At 42.0% G+C, this 24316-nt stretch carries 18 protein-coding genes; 15 read left to right on the top strand and 3 right to left on the bottom strand.

Annotated features, from left to right (window positions below; translation table 11 throughout):
* Nucleotides 1-92 precede the first annotated feature (92 nt).
* Nucleotides 93-1076: a DUF3667 domain-containing protein gene (locus tag ACSX1H_RS12035; protein WP_439184242.1), complete on the top strand. Its 984-nt coding sequence runs from the start codon at nt 93-95 to the stop codon at nt 1074-1076.
* Nucleotides 1077-1174: 98 nt separating this feature from the next.
* Nucleotides 1175-1759, top strand: coding sequence for a DUF3109 family protein (locus tag ACSX1H_RS12040; protein WP_439184243.1), 585 nt, complete (start codon nt 1175-1177; stop codon nt 1757-1759).
* A gap of 124 nt (nt 1760-1883) precedes the next feature.
* Here the strand turns inward: ACSX1H_RS12040 and ACSX1H_RS12045 are convergent, their stop codons facing one another.
* On the bottom strand, nt 1884-3299 hold the full coding sequence (locus ACSX1H_RS12045; RefSeq protein WP_439184244.1) for a glycoside hydrolase family 10-like protein: 1416 nt from the start codon (nt 3297-3299) through the stop codon (nt 1884-1886).
* Between the two features lie 258 nt (nt 3300-3557).
* Here ACSX1H_RS12045 and ACSX1H_RS12050 point away from each other — a divergent pair, with 258 nt between their 5' ends.
* From ACSX1H_RS12050 to ACSX1H_RS12070, 5 genes are all read left to right on the top strand, one after another.
* On the top strand, nt 3558-7883 hold the full coding sequence (locus ACSX1H_RS12050; RefSeq protein WP_439184245.1) for a response regulator: 4326 nt from the start codon (nt 3558-3560) through the stop codon (nt 7881-7883).
* A gap of 5 nt (nt 7884-7888) precedes the next feature.
* Nucleotides 7889-9454, top strand: coding sequence for a LamG-like jellyroll fold domain-containing protein (locus ACSX1H_RS12055; protein ID WP_439184247.1), 1566 nt, complete (start codon nt 7889-7891; stop codon nt 9452-9454).
* Nucleotides 9455-9550: 96 nt separating this feature from the next.
* On the top strand, nt 9551-10135 hold the full coding sequence (locus ACSX1H_RS12060; RefSeq protein WP_439184248.1) for an RNA polymerase sigma-70 factor: 585 nt from the start codon (nt 9551-9553) through the stop codon (nt 10133-10135).
* Between the two features lie 8 nt (nt 10136-10143).
* Nucleotides 10144-11115, top strand: a complete 972-nt coding sequence (locus ACSX1H_RS12065) for a FecR family protein (protein WP_439184250.1) — start codon at nt 10144-10146, stop codon at nt 11113-11115.
* A gap of 108 nt (nt 11116-11223) precedes the next feature.
* Nucleotides 11224-12699, top strand: a complete 1476-nt coding sequence (locus ACSX1H_RS12070) for a carboxypeptidase-like regulatory domain-containing protein (protein WP_439184252.1) — start codon at nt 11224-11226, stop codon at nt 12697-12699.
* A 76-nt stretch (nt 12700-12775) separates the two neighbouring features.
* On the opposite strand, the gene ACSX1H_RS12075 is transcribed toward ACSX1H_RS12070, so the two are convergent.
* On the bottom strand, nt 12776-13015 hold the full coding sequence (locus ACSX1H_RS12075; RefSeq protein WP_439184254.1) for an acyl carrier protein: 240 nt from the start codon (nt 13013-13015) through the stop codon (nt 12776-12778).
* A gap of 202 nt (nt 13016-13217) precedes the next feature.
* Between ACSX1H_RS12075 and ACSX1H_RS12080 the strand changes: the two genes are divergently transcribed.
* Both ACSX1H_RS12080 and ACSX1H_RS12085 read left to right on the top strand, forming a co-directional pair.
* Nucleotides 13218-14387 carry a BamA/TamA family outer membrane protein gene (locus tag ACSX1H_RS12080; RefSeq protein ID WP_439184256.1) on the top strand — a complete coding sequence of 390 codons (1170 nt, stop codon included), beginning with the start codon at nt 13218-13220 and terminating at the stop codon, nt 14385-14387.
* A gap of 122 nt (nt 14388-14509) precedes the next feature.
* Nucleotides 14510-15043, top strand: a complete 534-nt coding sequence (locus ACSX1H_RS12085; RefSeq protein WP_439184258.1) for a DUF4494 domain-containing protein — start codon at nt 14510-14512, stop codon at nt 15041-15043.
* A gap of 39 nt (nt 15044-15082) precedes the next feature.
* On the opposite strand, the gene ACSX1H_RS12090 is transcribed toward ACSX1H_RS12085, so the two are convergent.
* The gene (locus ACSX1H_RS12090) at nt 15083-16303 is read right to left on the bottom strand and encodes a transaldolase family protein (protein ID WP_439184260.1); all 1221 of its coding nucleotides are present in this window, start codon (nt 16301-16303) and stop codon (nt 15083-15085) included.
* Between the two features lie 162 nt (nt 16304-16465).
* On the opposite strand from ACSX1H_RS12090, the gene ACSX1H_RS12095 reads away from it, so the two are divergent.
* From ACSX1H_RS12095 to ACSX1H_RS12120, 6 genes are all read left to right on the top strand, one after another.
* Nucleotides 16466-17692, top strand: a complete 1227-nt coding sequence (locus ACSX1H_RS12095; RefSeq protein WP_439184262.1) for an L-serine ammonia-lyase — start codon at nt 16466-16468, stop codon at nt 17690-17692.
* Between the two features lie 122 nt (nt 17693-17814).
* Nucleotides 17815-18255 (top strand): NfeD family protein, encoded by a 441-nt coding sequence (locus ACSX1H_RS12100; RefSeq protein ID WP_439184263.1) that lies wholly within the window; start codon nt 17815-17817, stop codon nt 18253-18255.
* 32 nt (nt 18256-18287) lie between these two features.
* The gene (locus tag ACSX1H_RS12105) at nt 18288-19208 is read left to right on the top strand and encodes an SPFH domain-containing protein (RefSeq protein WP_439184265.1); all 921 of its coding nucleotides are present in this window, start codon (nt 18288-18290) and stop codon (nt 19206-19208) included.
* Nucleotides 19209-19715: 507 nt separating this feature from the next.
* The gene (locus tag ACSX1H_RS12110; protein WP_439184267.1) at nt 19716-21155 is read left to right on the top strand and encodes an arylsulfatase; all 1440 of its coding nucleotides are present in this window, start codon (nt 19716-19718) and stop codon (nt 21153-21155) included.
* Between the two features lie 183 nt (nt 21156-21338).
* Entirely contained in the window at nt 21339-22847 is a 1509-nt protein-coding gene (locus tag ACSX1H_RS12115; protein ID WP_439184269.1) for a sulfatase family protein, read from the top strand.
* A gap of 50 nt (nt 22848-22897) precedes the next feature.
* Entirely contained in the window at nt 22898-24307 is a 1410-nt protein-coding gene (locus ACSX1H_RS12120) for a sulfatase family protein (RefSeq protein ID WP_439184271.1), read from the top strand.
* Nucleotides 24308-24316 lie beyond the last annotated feature (9 nt).

Genomic DNA, 24316 nt, shown 5'->3' on the forward strand with positions numbered 1-24316 from the left:
CTAATATTTGATTTTTGAACACCGTATGTCATTTGTCAAAATGGCAATAAGATGTATTTTTATGGCCATTCTAATCCCTCTTACTTGAAACTATGACTGAATCTAACCAGCCAGTTGAGCCCGAATTCATCACTTGTAAAAACTGTGATCACCAGTTTAATGGTAAATTTTGTTCCAACTGCGGACAATCGGTTAAAGAGCTGGAACGCCCCATCCGTTTTATGATTGCCGACTTTATGGGAACCATCATCACCTTCGACACACGATTGATGAAAACCCTGGTGACCATCCTCTTTAAACCCGGTCGTCTAACGCTTGATTTTTTAGAAGGTAAACGCGCACGCTACATGCCTCCGTTTCGCTTTTACCTGTTTATTAGCTTCGTAATGTTTTTGCTCATGTCTGTTGTAACCAATAACTCCATTAGCAGCAACTACCACCAGGCAAAAAACACTCTGGAAACGGGAGGGAAAGAACTAGCCGCTCTTGTTGACTCCGTTAACACCAGTAACGACTCAATATACGTGGCTACAAGGGCTAAACTAAAGGCAGAACTGGATAGCACTGAGCTGGATTCAACCGATATAGACCAACTGGATAAACTGGTAGACAATTTCAAAAACACCCTGGAGAATGACCAATCTAAGTATGCCAAAACCTCAAAAATGATCAAAGACTATCCGGAACTGTACATCAATAAACTGTATCAGTTTACCTCATGGTCCCTGTTTCTTTTTATGCCCATTTTTGCCTTTTTTTTATGGATTAGCTTTTTCAGAACCCGAAAACTCTACATTGGGCACCTGATTTTTTCCTTAAACATTCATTCTTTTATTTTTACGATAACAGTCATTGTAATTGCCGTCAACCTTATTTTTAAGAACCAGTCTGTGAGCTGGATAGGATACCTTTATCTTTTAGTACCGGCCTACCAGATTATTGGCGCGAAAAAGCTCTACCACCGAAAATGGCTCAACACCTTCTTTAAAATGACACTGGTTTGGATGATGTATAGCTTTGTTTGGCTGGTGGGACTCATTGCTCTGGTAGCACTTACCTTCTGGGGACTGGTCTAGGCAGAAAAACAGCACAATGATAAGTCCCGGTAAAACGATATGAAATGACTTTAAGCTATTTTTCTATCTTTGCACCACTTTAATTTTAAAATGGCGCGATGATTCAGATTGATGATAAGATAATTAGCACAGATATTTTTGAGAAGCGATTTGTTTGTAACCTTGATAAATGCAAGGGGGAGTGTTGTGTAGAAGGAGAATCTGGCGCACCACTTGAAGAGGAGGAAACAGCCATTCTTGAAGACATTTATCCGCTTATAAAGCCTTATCTCCTGCCAAAGGCCATTGAAGAAATTGAAAAACAAGGCAAGTGGATTGTTGATTCGGACGGCGATAAAGTCACCCCAATTATCAATGGCCGAGAATGCGTGTATACGTATTTTGATGATAAAGGCATTTGCAAGTGCGCCATTGATAAGGCCTATCAGGATGGGCTTATCGATTTTAAAAAGCCTGTTTCTTGCCACCTCTACCCTATCAGGGTAACCAAATACCCCGATTTTGAAGGCCTTAACTACCACACCTGGCCTATCTGCCATCCTGCTCGTGAGTTAGGGAGTCACCTGGGAGTTCCTGTGTATAAATTCCTTAAAGAACCCATCATCCGTAAATATGGTGAAGCTTTCTATGAGGAAATGGAAGATGTTGAGGAAACTCTTCGGAAACAAGGGATGCTGAAGTAGCCTGCTCACAAAACAACTACCGTTTTGTGTAACTCATCTGCTACTGCAGGGCAACCATCAGGCTAATCACTTGCGTTCATCAGCCAGATAATCTGCGTACGAATGAAGAAAACGGAACACCATTTCAATACCTGAGTAATACAGGAGCGCAAATGGTGCCTTCTTCATTGTAGGCATTTAAAACAGTCACCCGTATCAAAAACTCCTCCGTGCTTTTCGACTGTCTTTTAGGCAGTTTATATTTTGATTTATAGCTCACATCGTAAATAAAATCAGGATTATCGGGTTGAAATGCATCTTTAGGGTGATATTTATAGATCAGATACTTCAAGGGCTCACCCTTGTTGTCTCCCACATATTTCCACTTAATTCGTCGTTTGTTGGCTTTAAGTTTTGTTACTTCGCCATTAACGGCCTTCGCCTCACCTGATGCGCCTGAAGGCACAACAGACTTGGATTTATAAAAGTTTGTCATTAACGAATCTTGCAGCCCCAAAAGGTTGCGCTTTAGATGTTTATAACTAAAGAAAATACTTCCGGAGAGATTGGACGCATTTCGCACCACCTCCATTTGTTTTGGCAGTTGCCGCTGGTCCTGCCAATCGGGCTTATCACTTCCAATCTTATAAATTCCGTGCCCAATATAAACTGGCACATCGTAGTGGTTATTATTCCACCAGGAAGCTAATACATTGTAGTTGGCCAGTGGATGTGATGTCCCCCAATAAATTTGCGGAGCGATGTAGTCCACCCATTTATTTTCCATCCATGTGAGAACATCGGCATACAAGCCATCGTAATTGGATGTACCAGCTTTTGTATCAGACCCACGTGGATCATCACTGCGATTGCGCCACACACCAAAAGGACTGATTCCGAACTGCACCCAAGGCTTAGTCGACTCTATAGTGGCATGTATAGAACGGATTGTATTATTAACATTGGCCCGACGCCAATCATTGATTTGGTCAAACGCTCCCTTACCATAGCGCTGATAGTAGGTTGAATCAGGAAATTGCTGCCCTTGAATAGGATACGGGTAAAAATAGTCATCCATGTGCAGACCATCAATGTCATAATTGAGCAACAGCTCTTTAACAACCCGGTTAATGTGGATATTGGCCTTAGGATGCCCGGGGTTGTAATACAGCTTGTTACCGTATTCAACAAACATCTCGGGTGTTGTATGATAAGGATGCTCCTGTGGCAAGTCATCTGTCAGGTTCATAGACGCCCGATATGGATTAATCCAGGCATGCAACTCAATCCCTTGCCGATGGGCCTGTTTCACCCAGTATTCCAGAGGATCGTAGCGGGGGTTTTTGCCTGCCTGTCCGGTTAATACCTTTGACCAAGGCTCCAAAACGGAGGAATAAAGAACGTCTGAAGCCGGCCTTACCTGAAGAAAAATTGCATTAAGTCCCAACTGCTTGCAATGCATTATTATTTCATTGGCTTCCCGTTTTTGTTGTTTAACAGATAGTCCCGGTTGACTTGGCCAGTCAATGTTAGCCACAGTGGCGACCCAAACACCTCTCATTTCATGCTTTGGCGCATTGGATTGCCCATGCACGTGGCCAATGGAGCAGAAAAAAAACAGGATTAAAAAAAAGCAACAGCTTCTGAAACAATTCATAGTAGCACTTAACAAGGTTGTTTAATACGGTTTTCAAAAATAACAAAGCCACATGAAGAACAAACTAATAAAAGCATAAACCGTTATAATCAATTAACCGTTTTTCAGGCGCTTAAATTGTTCGTATCTTTATGGGCCAAATATAAAAGAAAACTTTACCTCATGGGGCATCTTAATTTAGGGGGAGTGGCTAATTCAATACAAAAGAAAGTTGTAATTGCATTTGCCATTATAATACTAATAATGTCTGTAGTTTCCTTTCTCAGTATTAAGGGTATAAGGCGCCTTTCATTTGTTGTGGACAGCACAGAGCAAGTTAATCAACTACAAAATAATATCTTTCACCTTCGCTTAAATGAGAAGCGGGCCATCATTTCGGGCGACACAGCACTGATAAGAAATGTTGATTCATTAACCTATAACATCAGCACGCTTTTACAGAACATCAATCAGTCCGAAGCCAACCCGCAAACCAAGCAGATACTTAATCCCATGCTGGATTTAATAACTGCCTTCAATAAAGATTTTAAGCTATATGCGTCGCTTCACAGCTACCGGATCAAATTGACTGGAAAAACAGACAGCGTTTATAATGCCATTAAACAAGAAGAGCCTCAACGGCAAAAACTTATCGAAAACTGGGCTAAAAAAGTTAGAAAGCCAAAAAACAACACATTAGAACATTACAACCAGGCGCAGGCCCTGCTTGTGGCCATTCGCAATATGGAGAGCCGTATTGAGAATGATAATTTTGGGGTGGTTAAACGCGACTCCCTGGAAGTATGGTTCGACAGCATCCTGAATCAAACATTTATTATTGAGAACCACGTCAATAATATTGAGGCCAGAAGTGTCATGAGAGAATTCAGAGCTGACCTGCGCCATTACGAGCAAGGCATTATGCGAACACTTGATTTGATGAACAACATCAAAAATGTTCAACTCTCCCTGCAAAACAACGCCTTGACTCTGCTGCAAAATGCTGAAAAAGCAGCTGCCAGCCAATCGCAAATGCTCAGCAAATGGGGAGAATTAAGCCTCCGTTTTTTAGTGGTTTTAGTAGCTGTTGCAATCATTTCCGGCCTCTTGGTCATGCGCTTCTTTATTTTTACGATAACCTCCGATGAACGAAAAAGGCGCCAAACCGAAACAGCCATTGAAGATAACAGACGTTTGCTGGAAGACATCATCAACAACTCCAAAGCCTTAATTTATGTGAAGGATCTCGAAGGCCGCTACTCACTGGTCAACCAAAACTGGTGCGACGAGGTAGGCTTAAAAGAGGAAGAGGTAATCGGGAAAAAAGCCGAATCGCTGTTCCATAGAGAGCCTGTAGAGCAGTGGCGCGAAGTTGACCTACAAGTTACTAACAGCGGAGTACCGGTACATTACGAAGAGGAAATAGAGCTCAGAACAGGTAAACGCTATTTCTTATCGAATAAATTCCCCATTAGAAACAAACGCGGAGAAGTACAGGCCATCTGTGGGATATCGACCGATATTACGGAGCTGAACAAAGCCTTGCGGGATTTGGAAAAAAGTCGCGAAAACTATCGAAACATCGTGACCAATGTTCCGGGAATTGTATACACCGGGTTAGTTGACGATAGCCGAACCATGCTGTTTTTGAGCAGCGGATTCAGCAAAGTAACTGGCTTCGAACCAGAAAATTTCTTAGATGGTGTTCAATCATTTACCAACTTAATTTTTGAAAACGATCGCGAACGTGTATTGGACACCATCAAGCAGGCTGTTACAAAAAACCGCTCGTATGAAGTTGAATACCGCATTACCGATGTGCGGGGAGAAATGCGCTGGCTGCACGAGAAAGGCATGTCGGTTAAGCAGCGGGAAGGGGGTCATTATCTGCAGGGAGTAATGATTGATGTAACCGCCACCAAGGAAGCCATCTCTGAGGTGATGTTGCGCGACCGTTTTCTGGAAGGGGTTGCCGAAGCTGTTAAAGAACTCATCGCCAACCAGGATTCGGCAGAAGCCATTCGCAAATCACTGCGGATAGTTGCGCAAAGCGCCATGGTCGATCACTCATTTATTTTTAAAAACGAGGTCATCAATGATAATCAGCCAACAGCATCGCACTTCTATGAGTGGCAAAAAGATGAGATACAGCCAATTGAAAGAAACAACCTGAACGAGATAAAATACAGCCAAATTGGCTCTCGCTGGTTCCACTCTCTATCCGATAAAAAAGACATCAGTGGGTTTAAAGATGATTTTATTGAAGAAGAGCAATTCCTGTTTAATGAAATGGGCCTTGAAAGCCTGCTGGTAGTGCCTGTATTTGCCCGCAACACCTTCTGGGGATTTATTGGTTTTGGTAACACCGATAAGGGCATGCCATGGGTCGAATCCCACAGAGCTATTTTCAGAGCTTACACCGTAACGCTTGGGATTGCTATTGCTAAAGAAAAAGATGCCGCCCTGCTTAAAGAAGCTAAAGATGCCGCTGAAGCTGCGACTAAAGCCAAAAGTGATTTTCTGGCAAGAATGAGCCACGAGATAAGAACTCCTATGAACGCCATTGTAGGATGGACACACCTGGCAATTGAAAAAGAAGTTAACCCCGGCCAAACCGACTATCTTAAAAAAATACAGGGAAGCTCTAAATCGCTCCTCGGCATTATTAACGACATACTGGACTTCTCTAAAATTGAAGCAGGCAAGCTATCAATAGAAAACATTGGTTACGATTTAGAACAGGTATTTGACGACCTGAGCAACATGGTAGCCTATAAAGCACATGAAAAAGGGCTTGACTTTATTTATGCGCTGCATGCCGATGTTCCGCTTAACCTGATTGGCGATCCCCTGCGCCTTTCTCAAATACTGGTTAACCTGGTTAACAATGCGATTAAGTTTACTAATAGCGGTGAGATTATCACCAGTGTTCTGGTACTACAGGAAGATGATAACGAAGTAGAACTACTTTTTGAGGTAAAAGACTCTGGCATAGGCATTAAAGAGGAATTGCAGGAATACCTGTTTGACTCCTTCTCTCAGGCTGATGTTTCCACCACACGTAAATATGGCGGTACTGGACTGGGCCTCGCCATATGCAAGCGTCTGTCGGGACTAATGGGTGGCCGCATATGGGTTGAAAGCACCTATGGAGAAGGCAGCTCCTTCTTCTTTACCGTAAAAGCCGGTAAGCAGGCTGCTCAAAAACGCGACCTCCTTATTCCTCCTGCCGACCTCGAAAACAAGCACGTCCTTTTACTTGATAACCAACCAGTCACCTCATCCATCACCAAGGATATGCTGGAGCTGTTAAAATTTAAGGTGACCTTGCTCCGACGCTGTGACGCTGCAGTAATAAAGCTGGTGGAAAGTCATCAGGACGACTCAATAGACCTGATTATTGCAGATTGGAATATACCCGGGGATAAGTTTAAGCATGCCATTCAGGATTTGTACATCAACAATACCAAACAAATTCCGATTCTCGTGCTCATCAACGCCTTTGGGCAGGATAATGACCTCCAGTCGTTCATCAACAATAAAGACGTGGGCTCAATTATTAAGCCGGTTAATTTCTCCACCCTCCATGATGCGTGCCTGGAAGCATTTGGCAAAGAAAAAACCAAATCTGCCTGGCGTAAAAAAGAACCTGGGCTCTACCTCAATGAATTACGAAAACAGCAGGATGTGAAAGTTCTGCTGGTGGAGGATAATGAAACCAATAAGCAAATTGGGATTGAGCTGCTTGAACTGGCAGGCGTTCAGGTAGATGTTGTATCGAACGGCAAAGAAGCCATTGCTGCCGTTAAAGATAGTGGCCCCAACTACTTCGACCTGGTTTTAATGGATATTCAAATGCCAATAATGGACGGGTTTGACTCAACCAAAGGCATATTAGCCATGGAGGAACACGCCAGTTTGCCAATTATAGCCATGACAGCCGATGCTATTGGAGGAATCAAAAAGAAATACCTCAATGCTGGCATGGTAGATATGATTGCCAAACCAATCGATCCAGAACAGGTCTATAAAAAAATTCTTAAATGGGTTGAAAGACGAAGAGGGAGTGCTCAGCGAAAGCGAAAACCCATTACAATTGTAGAAAAGCCAGTGATTGAACTGCCGGTCTCAGCCAATAACCTTCCTGAAATTAAAGGAATTAATGTGAATGATGGCGTTAAGCGCTTCGCCAACAGGTGGGACTTTTTTAAACGACTGCTGCAACGCTTTTACTTCGACCACATTAATTTTATTGCTGAGTTCAACAATGTGCGGGAAGCAGATAGAGAAGTAGCAGAACGAATGCTGCACTCCTTTAAGGGCATTGCCGGCACCATCTCAGCTTCTCAACTCTACAAACTGGCCATTCAGGCTGAGCTGGATTTTAAACATGAAGCACCGGAGTTCAATGAACATTTTAAGGAATTATCGGTAGAATTAGAAACTATTTTACATGAATTAAGTACAAATAAAGCAGTTGATATTGAGGGATTTGATAAAACTAGATAAGCTATATGGTAAAAAACTTTAATTGGATACTAACAGGACTGCTGCTATTAGCGCTATCTGCGTGTCAAAAAGATGAACCCATCAGCAACCCGCTTATTGCTTATCACTTCAACAATACTCTAAAAAATGATGGAATGGTTAAAACAGCGATCTACGGACCACAAGCTGTTTCCTACGCCTATACCAAAAATGACACCTCACTGGATTTGTCAATTAATGCCACTACGCGTCAGCCACTGTCCATAAAACTCAAGAACAACTCACTCCTAAGCGATTACCAAGGCTATACCATTGCTTTCTGGGTAAAGAAATACCCTTCCGACCCAGAGAGTTACACCATTATCTCGCACACGAGTACCGACTCGGTTGGCACCCAAGGGTGGCAAATTAAAACACCAGCCAATGGAGCTTGGCAGTGGTGGTTGTCCGATAGCAATTCCACCTGGGACTATGCACCCACCCAAAAACAAACGATTAATGATGGCAACTGGCATTTGCTGGCTTTTTCCTACGACCTCAACCACGAGGAGGCTCGCCTTTATTACGATGGGAAAAATGTTGCTGTTCTATCACTGCAAAACAACCAGTTAAATATTCAAAGTCCGTTAATCCACCTGGGAGTTAGTAGCAATAATCAGCAGGCCAAAGATTTGTTTAACGGAGAACTGGACGACTTAATGGTTTGGTCAAGGGTTATTACCGCCAACGAAATAGAAGCTTTATATCGAAAAAGAGAACAAAAGTGCCTGAGCGCTCCAAAAGCAGGGGAGCAATTCAAGGTGATGACCTGGAATATTTGGGATGGCGGTAAGCAAGATGGCCGTTTTGTTGGCTTGCAGCGCATTACGAATGTAATTTCTCAGGAAGATCCTGACATTGTCTTACTGCAGCAAAGCGGTGGCAAAGCAGCTTTTATTGCTGACGCTTTGAACTACACACTCTATCAGAGAAACACAAACTTATGCGTATTGAGCAGGTACCCTATCATCAATACTTCTAACATTTTTCAGCCTGAAACCATCGGTTGCATCGAGATCGGTTTAGCTACTGACCAATCGCTTATTGTGTGTCCGATACAACTGTCGGCAACACCCGATTTATCGGCCTACATCCAGTCCGGAACAGCTGAAACCGATTCCATACTTGCGTGGGAATCAATGACCAGAGGAAAAGAAGCTCAATTTATTTTGAGCGAATTAAAACACCACATTGATAAAGCTAATGAAAAGCCAATAATTGTTGCCGGCGACTTTAATAGTGGCTCGCACCTCGATTGGACTAGCAAAAACGCCCGACACAACTATGGGCTCGCTATCCAGTACCCAACAAGTCTCCTCTTTGAAAGGAATGAGCTAACAGACACCTACCGAAGTATTCATCCTGATGAAACCCAACATTTCGGATATACCATCTCTCCCCGCTTCGACAGCATAATGAAAAACCGTACCAACTTCATCTACTATAAGGGCGAACGCTTGTCGCCGCAAATGAGCTACCTGATTGATGAGCATGCAAATGGGTTCCCCTCTGATCATGCAGCTTTAGTAACAGTTTTTGGTTGGCTACAATAATCTCCAGCAAAGCTATTTACACCCAGAAGCAAAAAAAGTTGTAAATTGAATAAGGGAAAAACCTGACAAACATGTCCTTTAATAAACTAGTTGCAGATGACCGGTCAATTGGATTCAAATACACAGGACAAAGTGCTTTTGAAAAGAATCAAAGCAGGTGATGAGCATGCTTTTGAATTAGTTTTCAAAAACTACTATCCGCATCTAGTACTATTGGCGCAGAAGTACCTGGGAGATCAGGATTTATCTGAAAGTATTGTTCAGAGTGTATTTGTAAAAATGTGGGAAAAACGCTCTGTTATGGACATCCAATCGTTGAGAGGTTTTTTGGTTGTAGCTGTGCGCAACCGCTGTACCAACGAACTAAAGCACCAAAAGGTAGTGCGCGAATACGAAAAAGCTCATATTGAAACCATTGAGCCCGTGCGGATGTCATTTAACGAAAATGTATATCTGCAAAAAATAAACAGCGTAATTGACGAACTGCCCGAGCAACGCAGGCGCATATTTAAAATGAGTCGCATGGACGGTTTAAAATACAAAGAGATAGCTGAGAAGCTCAATATTTCGCCTAAAACAGTTGAAGTACAAATGGGTAAAGCACTTAAGTACCTGAGAGAACAGCTGCATCCATTAAAAAAGCAATTGTTGGCATCCCTGATAATAATGATAATGCTTTAATTGTGAGAATGATGAAGAAAGAAAATGAACATATAAGCTGGAGCCTGTTGGCTAAAGATGTTTCGGGAGAGCTAAGCACAAAAGAGCATGAGCTTCTTCAAAAAGAGCTGGCCAACAACCCGGATATTGAAAAGCAGGTTAAAAAGCTATGGGGAGATACCCATTATGCCCAGGCACTTAAAAGTATTGATACTGATAAAGCATGGAGTAAGGTAAAATTACAAGTGCACGCTTCGAAAAAATCAATCGTATTTAAGAAATATGCCAGCATTGCTGCAACTGTGGCTATCATCCTGACATCGATTACACTCTTCAACATCTTTATCCAGCAAAGAGAGAACATTGTAACAACGGCTGAAACGGTAGAACAAATTCACTTGTCCGATGGCACATCTGTTGACCTTAATTTTGGCAGTACCCTCTCCTTTCCAGCTAAATTTAAAGGAAAAACCAGAGTGGTTAAACTCACTGGAGAAGCCTTTTTTGACGTACAAAGAGATGAAACTACGCCGTTTATCATAGAAACAGAACAGCTTACAATAAAGGTACTGGGAACCTCTTTTAATGTTAAAGCCTATAAAGGAGGTGCCATTACCGAAGTGGTTGTTAGCAGCGGCAAAGTGAAAGTCAACTCCAAACTAGGTGAAGATAACGTCATCCTCGAAGCCGGCGATGCAGTGAATTATTCCACTCTTTCGAACACCTTAAAAACACGGAAAATTACCACAGGCAACTACAAAGCCTGGAAAACAAAAGAGTTAGAATTCAATAACACAGCACTAAGTGATGTAATACGTTCAATTGAGGCTACCTATCACATTAACATTGAGATAAGTGCAAATGTTGAAACAAAAGATAAGGTATTAAATGCCACCTTCAGTCAGTACTCGCTGGATCATGTTTTAGAATCCGTATGCACATCATTTAATCTGCAATACAAAAAGCAAGGTGGTGTATACCTGATAGAAAACACCCAATAACCCAAACTCGATAAAGGATAAAAGCTGTTTTCCAGTGAAGGTTTGTTAAAATAAATCTATACATTGTAATGTAGTAACACAGACAATAACCCCAAAAAAACTTCACCAATGAATAAGCAAATTTTAAGTAAATACGGACTTACACTTTGCTTTATTTATTTACTATCCAACACCTACGGGCAAATTACATCCATCACACAAGAGCGCATTACTATCGAAGCCCTGTTCGATACATTAACCAATAAAACCGCAATAGATATTGCATACGACGTTAATGCGGTGCCACACGATAGTGTGGTGAAGGTGAACTACCATAATAAACATGCCCTGTTAATAGTGCAAGATGTATTACAGCTAAATGCTGTTGATATAAAATACCTGGATGGACAAATTATTATCAGCAAAAAGATACCTGAAGCGGGGCCATCGCGAAACATAGTTATCAGAGGAACTGTTTACGACCAAACAAATAAAAAAAACCTGCCTTTGGTTAATATTGCAGTGATCAATAAGCCGCTTGGCTCAATTACCAATTCAGAAGGGCAGTTTGAAATCAAGTTGCCCCGCCCTTACTCTGGCGAACAATTAGCCTTTTCATTTTTGGGCTATAGCACTAACTTCATCACTGTTCCACCAGCCGATACAATTATTAACATCCCCCTTTCACCTACCACAGTGCAGCTGAGCGAAGTGGAAATAACCTATAAAAACCCACAACACATAATTGACCTGCTCATTCGCAACCACAATAGCAATTACTTTGAGCAACAAGCCTTACTTGAAGGCTTTTTCCGTGAAACAATTCGCCAGGATGAAGTTTACGTGCAGGTATCGGAAGCAATCATCAATATCATAAAACCTGGCTATAGAAATCCGGCCAGCCTTGAGCGCGTGCGTTTTATAAAAGGGCGCAAAAAAAACGACCTGCGTTCCATGGATTTTATCGATTTCAAACTAGAAGGAGGCCCCTTTCAGTTTTCGCGAATCGACATCGCTCGCTATCAGGACTTTTACCAGGCAGACAGGTCACTCTATAAATACACCTACGATGGCATTGATATATTAAATGATGAAATTGTGTACAAAGTAAAATTTAAACCCATCCATGACAATGGCGACTTACTTTACAATGGCACTCTGTATATCCACTCTCAAAACTTTGCCCTTGTCAGGAGCGAATTTAAACTCACTAACAAAGCTTTGAAATCAAGTGGCAAAACGCTTATTAGAAAAGCCTCCAAAAAAATTAAGGTCAAACCTTTGGATGCTGTTTACTATATCGACTACCGGCTATTCAACAATAAATGGATCCTTAACCGTGTTAAAGGTGAGATTGTTTTGCGCATCAACGATAAAAACCAGAAAATCAACTCCCTGTTCACTGCTACCAGCGAACTGCTAATCAGTCACTGCGAAATCAACGAAAAGTACAAGCTAAAGCCATCCGAAACATATAAATCCAGATACATTCTGGCAGATCAAATAAAAGAAACAGACGAGGAATTTTGGAAAGACTACAACATCATCCGACCCGACGATGAACTTGAAAAAGTTTTTAAAAAAACAAAGGTTGTTTCCAAATAAGTTGATGGGACGATAAAATGAGTGGTTTTATAGTCTTGTTTGGAAACAACCTCATGGGATTGGTCATTGAAAAATTTCAGGCACAATGCTTCTGTAAATAATCAATCGTTGATTTAACAGAGGTCAATTGCGGTATCTCATCGTTTTGAATAGCCAAATCGAAACGTGTTTCCAGGTAAAATAAGAAACAATTCATATCTAAATCATCAACAAAAAGTTCATCACGTAGCGAGGCTTCTTCACTAATTCGGTTCTTTGGCACACCAGTTTTTCTTAAAACTTTGTACAAATTACGCCTTATCGCTTTAGCATTCATATCAATTTCATTTTTGTTTACACTAGTTAGACAAACATACCAGCCTGTGGACGTACATTTTTTTTGAATTTTTCCGAAAAAAATTCCATTCCATCAATAACATTACCATTAATCACTGAATAACAACACCTTACAATAGTAAGATTTTCTAATTTTTTCTCCCTAAATTTGTGATCAATACCATTACAGATAAACTACACTTGTGAAAAAGCTATTTCTATCCGCATTCATCATCGCTTCAATTACCATTCATGGTATTGCTCAAGTAGACTCGCTTGGTAATAAAATCCTAAATAATTTAGATTCGCTTCGGTTTGCAGAAATAAATAAACGCAGCTTTAAGCTCATGCCTTATTTAGCTCCCAGCTATACACCCGAAACCCAATTTTTGTTATCTGGCGGTGGCCTTATCACTTTTAAAACTTACAAAGACAAACTTCTGAATTTATCCTCAATCCCTTTCTCTGTTGGCTATAGCTCCAACGGCTCGTTCACTGTGCGTGCCGTTAATGTTATTTACTGGAAAGACGACAATATCCGTTCCATCGGAGAGTTTCAGTTAAGAGACATGCCAGACAATTACTGGGGTGTTGGCTACGACAGGGCTAACGAGTTATCAACACCAGATTCAACAACCGCCTATTCTCGCAATCATTGGCGCTTCTATCAAAGACTTCTATTTAGAACCAATGGTAAAATGTTTATTGGGGCTGTGGTTGACATAAATCAAACACAGGCCTCCAATGTCAGCGACTTTATGGCCAGTGATGCGAATATTATTGCCGATGGAACAGATATTTTTAACACCGGCATAGGGATTGAAGTAAGCTATGATACCCGCGACTTTGTTCAAAATGCCTACAAAGGCCTATTCATAAGTGGTATTTTTACCAGTTTTGCAACATTTTTGGGAGGCAATACCAATTACAACATTGTGGATTTGGACTACAGGCAATATCAAACAATTCGAAGAGAAAGAAGAACATTGGCCTGGCAAATAAAAGGGCGCTTTACATTAGAAGGCAAGCCCCCCTGGACGGATAAAGCCATGCTCGGAGGAGTTGATAATATGCGCGGCTACACAATTGGACGATTTAGGGACGACAATATGCTGTTTGGGACTCTCGAATATCGCCACATGTTTATGCGAAAAAAACTTAATAAAAAAAATAACTACAACAGCCGGTTTGGTTATGTAACCTGGCTGGGAGCAGGGGCCGTTGCTCCCTCTGTCGATTTACTTAAAAACTGGCTGCCAAACGCAGGAGTTGGACTCAGAGCTGAAATTCAACCCAGAATGAATATTCGGGTAGACTATGGCTGGGCAAAAGGAGAAAGTGGCATCTACATTACCTTTGCAGAAGTTTTTTAAGCCATTAACAACTCTATATCAATCATCAACAACACCTCTTCATAAAACATTTACCTTTTAACAAATATCGGTTTTGGCATGAGTCATTCTGTTTTATCTTTGTCTTATAAAAAAATATTGCCATGCAAAACTTATTTGAGTGTAAGGTCAAATACGAAAAAATTGACGAACAATCCGGAAAAGAAAAAAAAGTTAGTGAAACCTATTTAATAGATGCTGTTTCATTTACCGAGGCCGAATCCAGAATATACAAAGAAATGGAATCGATGATACGTGGCGAGTTTATGGTCACAAATATCCGCAAAGCCAATTATACCGAGATTTTTGAAAACGAAGATGGTGACATCTGGTATAAAAGTAAGATTTCATTCGCATCGGTTGATGAAAAATCGGGAAAAGAAAAAAAAGTAAGCAATCAGATATTAGTGCTGGCCAGCAATGTAAAAGACGCTTACGATAAAATACACCAAGGCATGGGAGGCCTCACGGTTGACTTCGACATCAATGCCATTGCAGAGAGCCCCATACTTGATTTCTTTCCTTATTTTAAGGGAGATGAGCTCAATGAGGACATCCCTTCGCACCTAAAGCCAATTGAATCAACCAATACCCAAGAAGAACTACCTGCTACCGACATTGAACCGGAAGTGGAGTAATCGCTCATGGCCTCAGCAGCACTAAAGTTTCTGAGGCCATTATTGTAATACCCCCTTGATTTTATTATCGAGCTGTTGCTGATCGCTCACAAAAGCATATAATCCGGCCTTGTTTAGTAAGGTGTCTATGCCTAGCTGATAATTTTCAATTTTTCCAGCCCACTTCATATGTAATGGAATTTTCCCGTCACTTTTAAGGTGGTTTAACTCATTCTCGTTCCAGTCTGGAAAAATATCATGGCAACCATACTCATGAAACTGCTCAACCAACTCACTCACAGAAATAGGCACCTTGTTTGACAAACGCATTGCAACGTCCTTTTCTTGCTTACTTGCCTGCCACAAGTGCTTCAGATTAAATTGCCTGGCGACATTTTCATCCACCCAATGAGTATTATGCACGATACCTGAACCTGATGGCATTGCCCCGTCGGCTTGAGCTCCTTCAACCACTTTTAAGGGAATGGTCAGCACATCTGTTCCTGCCAGTTTTATTAGCTGCTGCGGCTCTCTGATACTTGCGGCAATCAACTTGGTATTGGCATAGCCCCGTTCATTTACTTTCCGTAAACACTTTTGAGTTTCTGCGGTCACCTTCTCCCCAATATCCATGTCTCCACCTAAATTATTTGTTCTAAAGTAGGCGCTTATCCGACCAACAAAAACATTACAATAAGCTGGCTTAGCAACCAAACTGGCAATCACATTCTGCCGTACACTAAAGCCAAGGGTTAAATTAACTGGTATACCAGCTTCATGTAATTGACGGGCCCCAATCAGTCCTGCAGCTGTAAAGGGCACCTTAATAATAAAGTGTTGTTTACATAGTTCAAATAAGCGCTTGCCAGCTTGAAATGTTTCTTCTGCATCATCCGCATAATCGGTATGCAGCTCAACACTAACATTACAGTTAAAGAGCTTGGCCAGCCGTAAACCGTGTATTGCATTGATACAAAATGCTATCTCCTTAACAGTCTGCTGCTCATCACTGCTCTTAAGCTGGTCTGATAAAAGGGCAAACAGCTTATCATAGCTTCCTTTCTGCACCTCTGCATTGAGCAAGGTATTATTAGTTGTTAGAGCCGAAAATTCATTGGTCCATAACTCTCTTACACTTTCAATATCGCCGGTATCCATCCAGATATGACTTCCTGAGGATAAAAAGTGTGCCCAGTAACTGGAAGACACGGTTGCATGCGGGTGGCGATCAAAATTAGCAGCAAGGTCGTAAAGGAGTTGATTAGGAATTAGTTGTTTCATGATGTGGAGGATTGATTACTCTAAAATTAAGGCATAAATTTCTGTATTTCAAGGCTGATAATCACCCAAAACAATAAACATCAGTTATTTCCATAATAAAGTTATTGAGGATCTAATGATGCCAAGCTTTCACTACATTTGCACTTATAAACAGATAACGGTATGATGGAATCAATTAAAGAAATATATAAAATTGGCAGTGGCCCATCAAGCAGCCACACCATGGGCCCCAAAAAAGCGGCTGAAATGTTTATTAAACGCCAGCCTGAGGCAGCCAAATATAAAGTAACTCTATACGGAAGCCTCGCTGCAACAGGGAAAGGGCACCTCACTGACTACGCGATTGAGCAGGTTTTTAAAAAGAAGAATTTCCCGCTCTCGGTTGAATGGAAACCCAATGAATTTTTACCCCGCCACTCCAATGCCTTAACTTTTTATGCCTATGATGGAGAAGATAAAGAAATAGACAGATGGACTGCCTACAGTGTTGGGGGCGGCACTGTTGTGGATGACTTCACCAAAGAGGAAACCGTTTCTATTTACGAACTAACTACACTCGAAGATATTCTAAAATGGTGCGAAGTTAACGGCAAACAGTTATGGGAATACGTTGAAGAAGTTGAGGGCCCAGAAATATGGAAATACCTGGGAAAAGTATGGAAAACAATGAAAGCATCGGTTAGCAAAGGCCTCGATGAAGAAGGTGTACTACCAGGCTCTCTTAAGCTGGCGCGTAAAGCCGCATCCTATTATACCAAAGCCAAAAACTTTAGCGGTAAAATGGAACGACGCTCCATGATCTTTGCTTACGCGCTGGCTGTATCAGAACAAAATGCCTCAGGGGGTACCATTGTAACTGCACCAACCTGTGGCGCAAGCGGCGTATTACCTGCTGTATTAAAGTTTGTGGAAACTTACTATGGGGCCTCGGATAAAAAAATATTGCGGGCATTGGCAACTGCAGGATTAATAGGTAACCTTGTTAAATACAATGCTTCCATTTCAGGAGCCGAAGTGGGCTGTCAGGGAGAGGTAGGAACAGCTTGTGCAATGGCTTCTGCTGCAGCTACACAGCTTTTTGGTGGCACTATTTACCAGGTTGAATACTCAGCTGAAATGGGCCTTGAACACCACTTAGGACTCACCTGCGATCCAATTGCCGGCCTGGTTCAAATACCTTGCATTGAGCGCAATGCCTTTGCTGCCGCCCGGGCTTTAAATCATAACACCTACGTTCTGCTGTCCGATGGTCGCCACCGAATAACCTTTGATGAAGTGGTGAAAGCCATGAAACAAACCGGACATGACTTACCAAACATCTACAAAGAAACATCAACAGGTGGCCTTGCCATTTTTCACCAGGCAAGAGACATCATGAAGAACTCATAATAAGTTAATAACCAGAGAGGTCTCTAAACAGGCCTCTCTTTTTTTTATAATTCCATAATATAGTTTTGTTTGCGCTCACAATTATGTTTATATTTAATTAACTGAACCAACATAACACAATTATGGAAATCCTATCCAACGCAGCTGTCATCTGGTTTATAGCCGGTGCTGCCCTGCTCCTGCTCGAATTCATAATTCCGGGAGTTTTTATCTTATTTTTTGGCATTGGAGCCTGGGTAACAGCCTTATGCATATACCTTTTTGACCCGTCACTGCCCGTCCAGTTTATTATTTTTGCATTAACATCGGTCATATCGCTCCTATTATTGCGCAATTTTCTACTCAAGAAGATCTATAACATGCCCGATCTGGTTGATGACCCCGATGAAGAGTTTATTGGTGGTATTGGTCAATGCGTCGTCAATATCCGTCACGATTCGGATGGCAAGGTAGAATTTAAGGGGACTACATGGAATGCCTCCTCAACCACTGCCATTAACGCCGGGGCTAAAGTAAAAATAATCAGAAAAGTAGGCCTCATACTTAAAGTTGAGCCAATCTAATAATCGTATACTAACCCTTTACTTAAAAACTCATGGATGCACCTAGTATTATCCTGATTGCAATAATTGCAGTTATTATTATTGTTCTTTTATCCTGTATTAAAATAGTACCTCAACGCTCGGCATATATAATTGAGAGGCTGGGGAAATACAATGGGACCCTAACTGCAGGTTTTCACTTCCTTATGCCATTTTTTGATAAAGTTGCCTATAAGCATACACTCAAAGAAGCAGCTATTGATGTTGCTTCACAATCGTGCATCACCAAAGACAACATTGCCGTGGAAGTAGATGGCGTTTTATACCTTCAGGTAATAGACCCTAAAAAAGCCTCCTACGGCATTGATAATTATATTTTTGCTGCTATTCAGATAGCCCAAACAACCATGCGCAGTGTTATTGGCCGTTTAGATTTGGACAAAACATTTGAAGAAAGAGAAACCATCAATACCAGCATTGTGGAGGCTGTTGATAAAGCAAGTGAACCCTGGGGTGTAAAAATCACCCGCTACGAGGTCAAGAACATTACACCACCACAAAGCATTAAAGATGCCATGGAAAAGCAAATGCGCGCTGAACGGGAAAAACGCGCCATGATTGCTCAATCGGAAGGACAAAAACAGGCTAAAATAAACGTAGCTGAAGGTGACAGACAAGAGTTAATTGCACGCTCGGAAGGCGAAAAACAAAAACGAATTAATGAAGCCGAAGGTAAGGCGGCTGAAATTGAATTTGTGGCCACAGCAACCGCAAAGGGAATTCGTGAAATAGCAATGGCCATTAATGAAAAAGGCGGCATCGATGCGGTTAATCTGCGTGTGGCAGAACAGTATTTAAACGAATTTGGCAAGCTTGCTCAAACTAATAACACAATGATTATCCCATCCAATATGTCGGATATCTCGAGTATAATTGCTACAGCCACTTCCGTGCTGGAGCAATCTAAAAAATAATTCACCAATTATTTTATTTAGAAGGAGGCGGAGTCTGTTCGCCTCCTTTTATAATTTAAACAGCCGCCCTCACTTTCCACCTTTAGTAACTACCAGTAATCATTGCAGGGAACCAATTTCGACACAATACTTTTTAAACCAAGCCGCTAACAAGCCACAGTTATATACAAACCAGCCTTTTAAACCTTCAGTAGAAACTGATTATTAAAATAAACCTGCACCAATTGGCAACTACCCAGTATTAAGTCTAACCAACAGAAGAGACGATCAAAACCAGGTAAAGCTCAACCCTTTTAGATTTTTGTTTATATTTCGCGTTGGAAAGATTCTAAAAAGAGTGCCTTTCCACCCTTTAAACGATGGTACCAAACCAACAAGTAGCAACCACACAAAGAAGCGTGAACTGCCGGCTTACTTGAGTGAAACTGTATCTCAATATGAAGCAATTGACAATGCTACATCAGCCTGAATTATTTGTGACATTAAGAAATATTAAAACAAAACACAGTGAAACTACATCAGTATTTAAAAACAGTATTAGCGGCGTTAGCATTCAGCACAATGCTTACTTCGTGTGGTCAAAAATCCGCAAAACAACAACAGCAACAACAACCAAATATCATTTACATTCTGGCCGACGATTTAGGTTATGGTGATTTAAGCTGCTATGGCCAAAAAAAGTTCTCAACCCCAAATATTGACAAACTGGCGGAACGAGGTATGCGCTTCACGCAGCATTATTCAGGCAGCACCGTTTGTGCACCATCACGAAGTGCCCTAATGACTGGTCAACACACCGGACATACTTACATCAGGGGAAATAAAGAGCGACGCCCGGAAGGCCAGCATCCACTTAAAGCAGAAGCTTTCACCCTTGCCGAACTCTTTAAACAAGCCGGCTACACAACTGGTGCATTTGGTAAATGGGGCCTCGGCTACCCGGGTTCGGAGGGTGATGCCAACAACCAGGGCTTTGATACGTTTTTTGGTTATAACTGCCAAATGCTTGGCCACCACTATTACCCTTACTTTTTAAGATCCAACCAGGATAGTTTGGTGCTGGAAGCCAATGCCGGGCAACAGGCAGGAATCTATGCCCCCAACCTGATTCATGATAAAACCCTTCAGTTTATTGATGATAACAAAGATAAGCCCTTCTTTTTGTATGTACCATCCATCATCCCCCATGCCGAGTTATTTGCTCCCGAAGAATACATGGAACGCTTTAGAGGTAAGTTCGACCCTGAACATGCTTATAAAGGAGTCGATCAAGGCCCTGGTTTTAGAAAAGGTGGATACGGTTCTCAGCCCGAATCGCACGCAGCTTTTGCTGCAATGGTGACGCTCCTGGACGATCAGGTGGGCGAAATAATTGATAAAGTGGAAGAACTTGGCTTGAGTGACAACACCATCATCATTTTTACCTCCGACAACGGTCCGCACCTGGAAGGCGGTGCTCAACCTGACTACTTTGACAGCAACGGTCCGTTTAAAGGCTATAAGCGCGATTTATACGAAGGCGGTATCCGAGTACCATTTATTGCAAGCTGGCCTGGTAACATTCCGGAGGGCACAACATCCAATCACATCTCCGCTTTTTGGGACATGATGCCCACTTTTGCTGAGCTTATAAATACGGACACATCTCAGAATATTGACGGCATCTCCATGCTTCCGACTTTAACAGGAAATGGAACTCAAAAAGAACATGATTTTCTTTATTGGGAATTCCATGTGCTAGGCGGTCGAAAAGCTATCAGAATGGGAAAATGGAAAGCAGTTCAATATGGTGTCAGTAAGGACCCCAATGCCCCAATTGAACTGTATGACTTATCGGCAGACCCAGGTGAAACAAATAACATTGCCGACCAGCATCCTGAAATTATCAATCAGGTAAAAAGCATTTTCAAAACTTGCCGAGTGGAATCTAACATTTTTAAGTTTTAATTGGCCACAAGCAAACACCTGAACAATGTATTTCATATGATTTCACAATCAAGCAAAATGCAAAAATAAAAACATAACGAAAGTCATGTGATTTTCATTTCATTTTTAAATTTAAGTAATGTATTTTTACAACAAGATAAAAGTACTTTTTACTTTTAACAATCATGTTAGATCTGAAAAACTATGCTAAAATCTGGTATATCACTCATATGCATTCTTTTACTGGGACTATTTGCGGCCTGTACAAACATGGGGCAAAAACACCCGAATATTGTTATCATCTATGCTGATGATCTGGGTATTGGAGATGTTAGCTGCTATCAGGCAGGCACGCTCCACACTCCTGGTATTGACCAAATGGCGGCGGAAGGACTGCGTTTTACAAACGGATACGCTACCGCAGCCACGTGTACCCCAAGCAGGTACAGCCTGCTGACCGGAGAATATCCGTGGCGAAATAAGCGTGCAGCTGTACTGGCAGGAAATGCTCCCCTGTTAATAGACCCAGCAGCAAGCACCTTGCCAAAACTTATGAAAAAGAAAGGATACGCAACGGCTGTTGTTGGGAAATGGCACCTGGGCCTTGGCGATGGAAACATCAACTGGAATGCCCATATCAGCGAAGGTCCCCAGGAAGTAGGTTTCGACTACTCATACATTATGGCCGCCACCAACGATCGTGTTCCCACTGTTTTTGTTGAAAATGGACAAGTAGTCAACCTGGATGAAAACGACCCGATAGAAGTCGACTACAAGAAAAACTTTGAAGGAGAGCCTACTGGCAAGGATAATCCTGAATTACTAAAAGTTCACCCCAGTCATGGGCACAACATGAGCATCTCCAATGGAGTTTCGCGTATTGGCTATATGAAAGGTGGAAAATCAGCTTTGTGGGTGGATGAAGACATGGCCGATACTTTTTTACTTAAAGCCAAACAGTTCGTAAGCCAAAACAAAGAAAACCCATTTTTCTTATTTTATGCCCTCCATCAGCCCCATGTGCCAAGAGTGCCCAACCAGCGCTTTGCCGGAAAATCAGGAATGGGACCAAGAGGCGATGCAATACTGGAAGCGGACTGGTGCATCAGTGAGTTTTTAAAAACACTGGATGAGCAAGGCTTATCAGACAATACTTTAGTGATCTTCTCAAGTGATAACGGACCTGTTTTAGACGATGGCTACCAGGACCAAGCCGAAGAATTATTAGGGGAGCACACGCCTTGGGGGCAGTTCAGAGGCGGGAAATACAGCCTGTACGATGCCGGCACACACATTCCGTTTATTGCCAGATGGAAAGGGCAAATCAAGCCAGGAGTGTCTGATGCATTAATTTCACAGGTCGATCTCTATGCGTCCATAGCTGCTTTATTGCAAATTGAAAACACAAGGCCTGACAGTCATAACCTACTGGATGCTCTAACCGGGAAAGCTTCCGACGGACGCGACCATCACATTACCGAAGGCCTGCAAGGCCGGCTGGGCTACCGCGAGGGCCAGTGGATATTGATACCTCCGCATAAGGGTGGTAAAAAAATTAGCTGGGGAGTGGATATGGAAACCGGATTCTCTTTAGAGCCTCAATTATACAACATAGAAGAAGATCCTGCCCAGCAAAATAATCTGGCAGAAGAGAATCCTAAGAGAGTTGAACAGATGATGAAAAGCTTTGAGGTAATTAAATCGCATAAATAAATGGGACTATCTTATTTATTAGAGATAGTAATCCTAAAAAACTAACTAAAATGAAAAAACTCCTTTCAATTCTTCTGCTTTTCCTCGGTATTCATATCGTGGCCCAGGAAACTAAAAATAAACCCAATATTATCCACATATTGGCCGATGATGTTGGATATGATGATTTGAGTTGTTTCGGCTCAAAAGATATTTCAACGCCTAACCTGGATGCATTGGCAACCAAGGGCATGAAATTTACAAGCTTCTATGCGCCACATGGCACCTGTACGCCTTCAAGAGCAACCCTTTTAACGGGCCGTTACTCGCCCCGGATCAACAACAATGAAGGCTTGTTTGTCTTGTTTCCTCACTCCACGCACGGCCTTGAGGATGAAATGGAAACAACCATCGCGGAGCTATTAAAAGAGCAGGGATACACAACCGGTTTATATGGAAAATGGCACTTAGGTCACCTGCCTCAGTACCTGCCTTGCGTACATGGATTTGATAACTTTTTGGGCATTCCCTACCCAAATGATCATGGCCCTGAGCGCATTGGAAACAGTGGTTGGCGCCCCAATGGAATCAGCGATCCGGCCATACCTCTTATTGAACAGGCACAAATTATTAAGCGCTGTGACAATAATGATCTGGCTGAACTACCTGCTTTGTTTACACGCGAAGCCTGTAAGTTTATCTACAGGGCTGTTAAGGAAGATAAAAAGCCGTTTTACCTGCAGTATGCCAATATAGAAACACACACGCCCTGGTTTGTACCCAAGGGTTTTGAAGGACGCAGTAAAGCAGCTGCTTATGGCGATGCCGTTGAATATCTGGACACTTCTGTTGGCATCATTATGAATACGCTGAAACGTCTGGGGATCGAAGACAATACCATCATCGTTTTTTCATCCGACAATGGTCCGTTAGTGCATCGGGACGAGGAGCTGGAAAACTGCTACGGAAAATTCGGATTCACAGACCCCGACAGAACACATGTTTTGCGTGAAGGAAAATATCAGGAACGCTACGATGGTGGCATCCGCGTTTCATGCATCATGACCTGGGAAGGGCAAATACCAGCCGGAACCAGCTGCGATGAACCCATTGGTGCCATGGACTTATTCACCACATTTGCCGAACTTGCCGGGGCCTCAATTCCTGATGACCGCATAATTGATGGCAAAAACATCTGGCCACTAATGAGCGGACAAGCAGGAGCCAAATCGCCACATACTGCTATTTATGGCTTCAAACCCAAAGGTGGTATTTCAAGTGTGCGTTTTGAAAATTGGAAATTAGTATTGGCGGGCAAACACTGGACCGGTGATCTCAACGAACATCACCTTTTTGACTTATCAACAGACATTGGTGAAACAACCAACGTAGCCGATAAGCACCCTAAATTGGTGAAACAATTAGTTAAAATGGCCAATGAAGCTGCCGAAGCAGTGCAGAGCAATAAAGAATTAAAATAACTCCAAAAT

Origin of the sequence: Carboxylicivirga taeanensis, assembly GCF_051851475.1 — a bacterium.
Classification (GTDB): domain Bacteria; phylum Bacteroidota; class Bacteroidia; order Bacteroidales; family Marinilabiliaceae; genus Carboxylicivirga; species Carboxylicivirga taeanensis.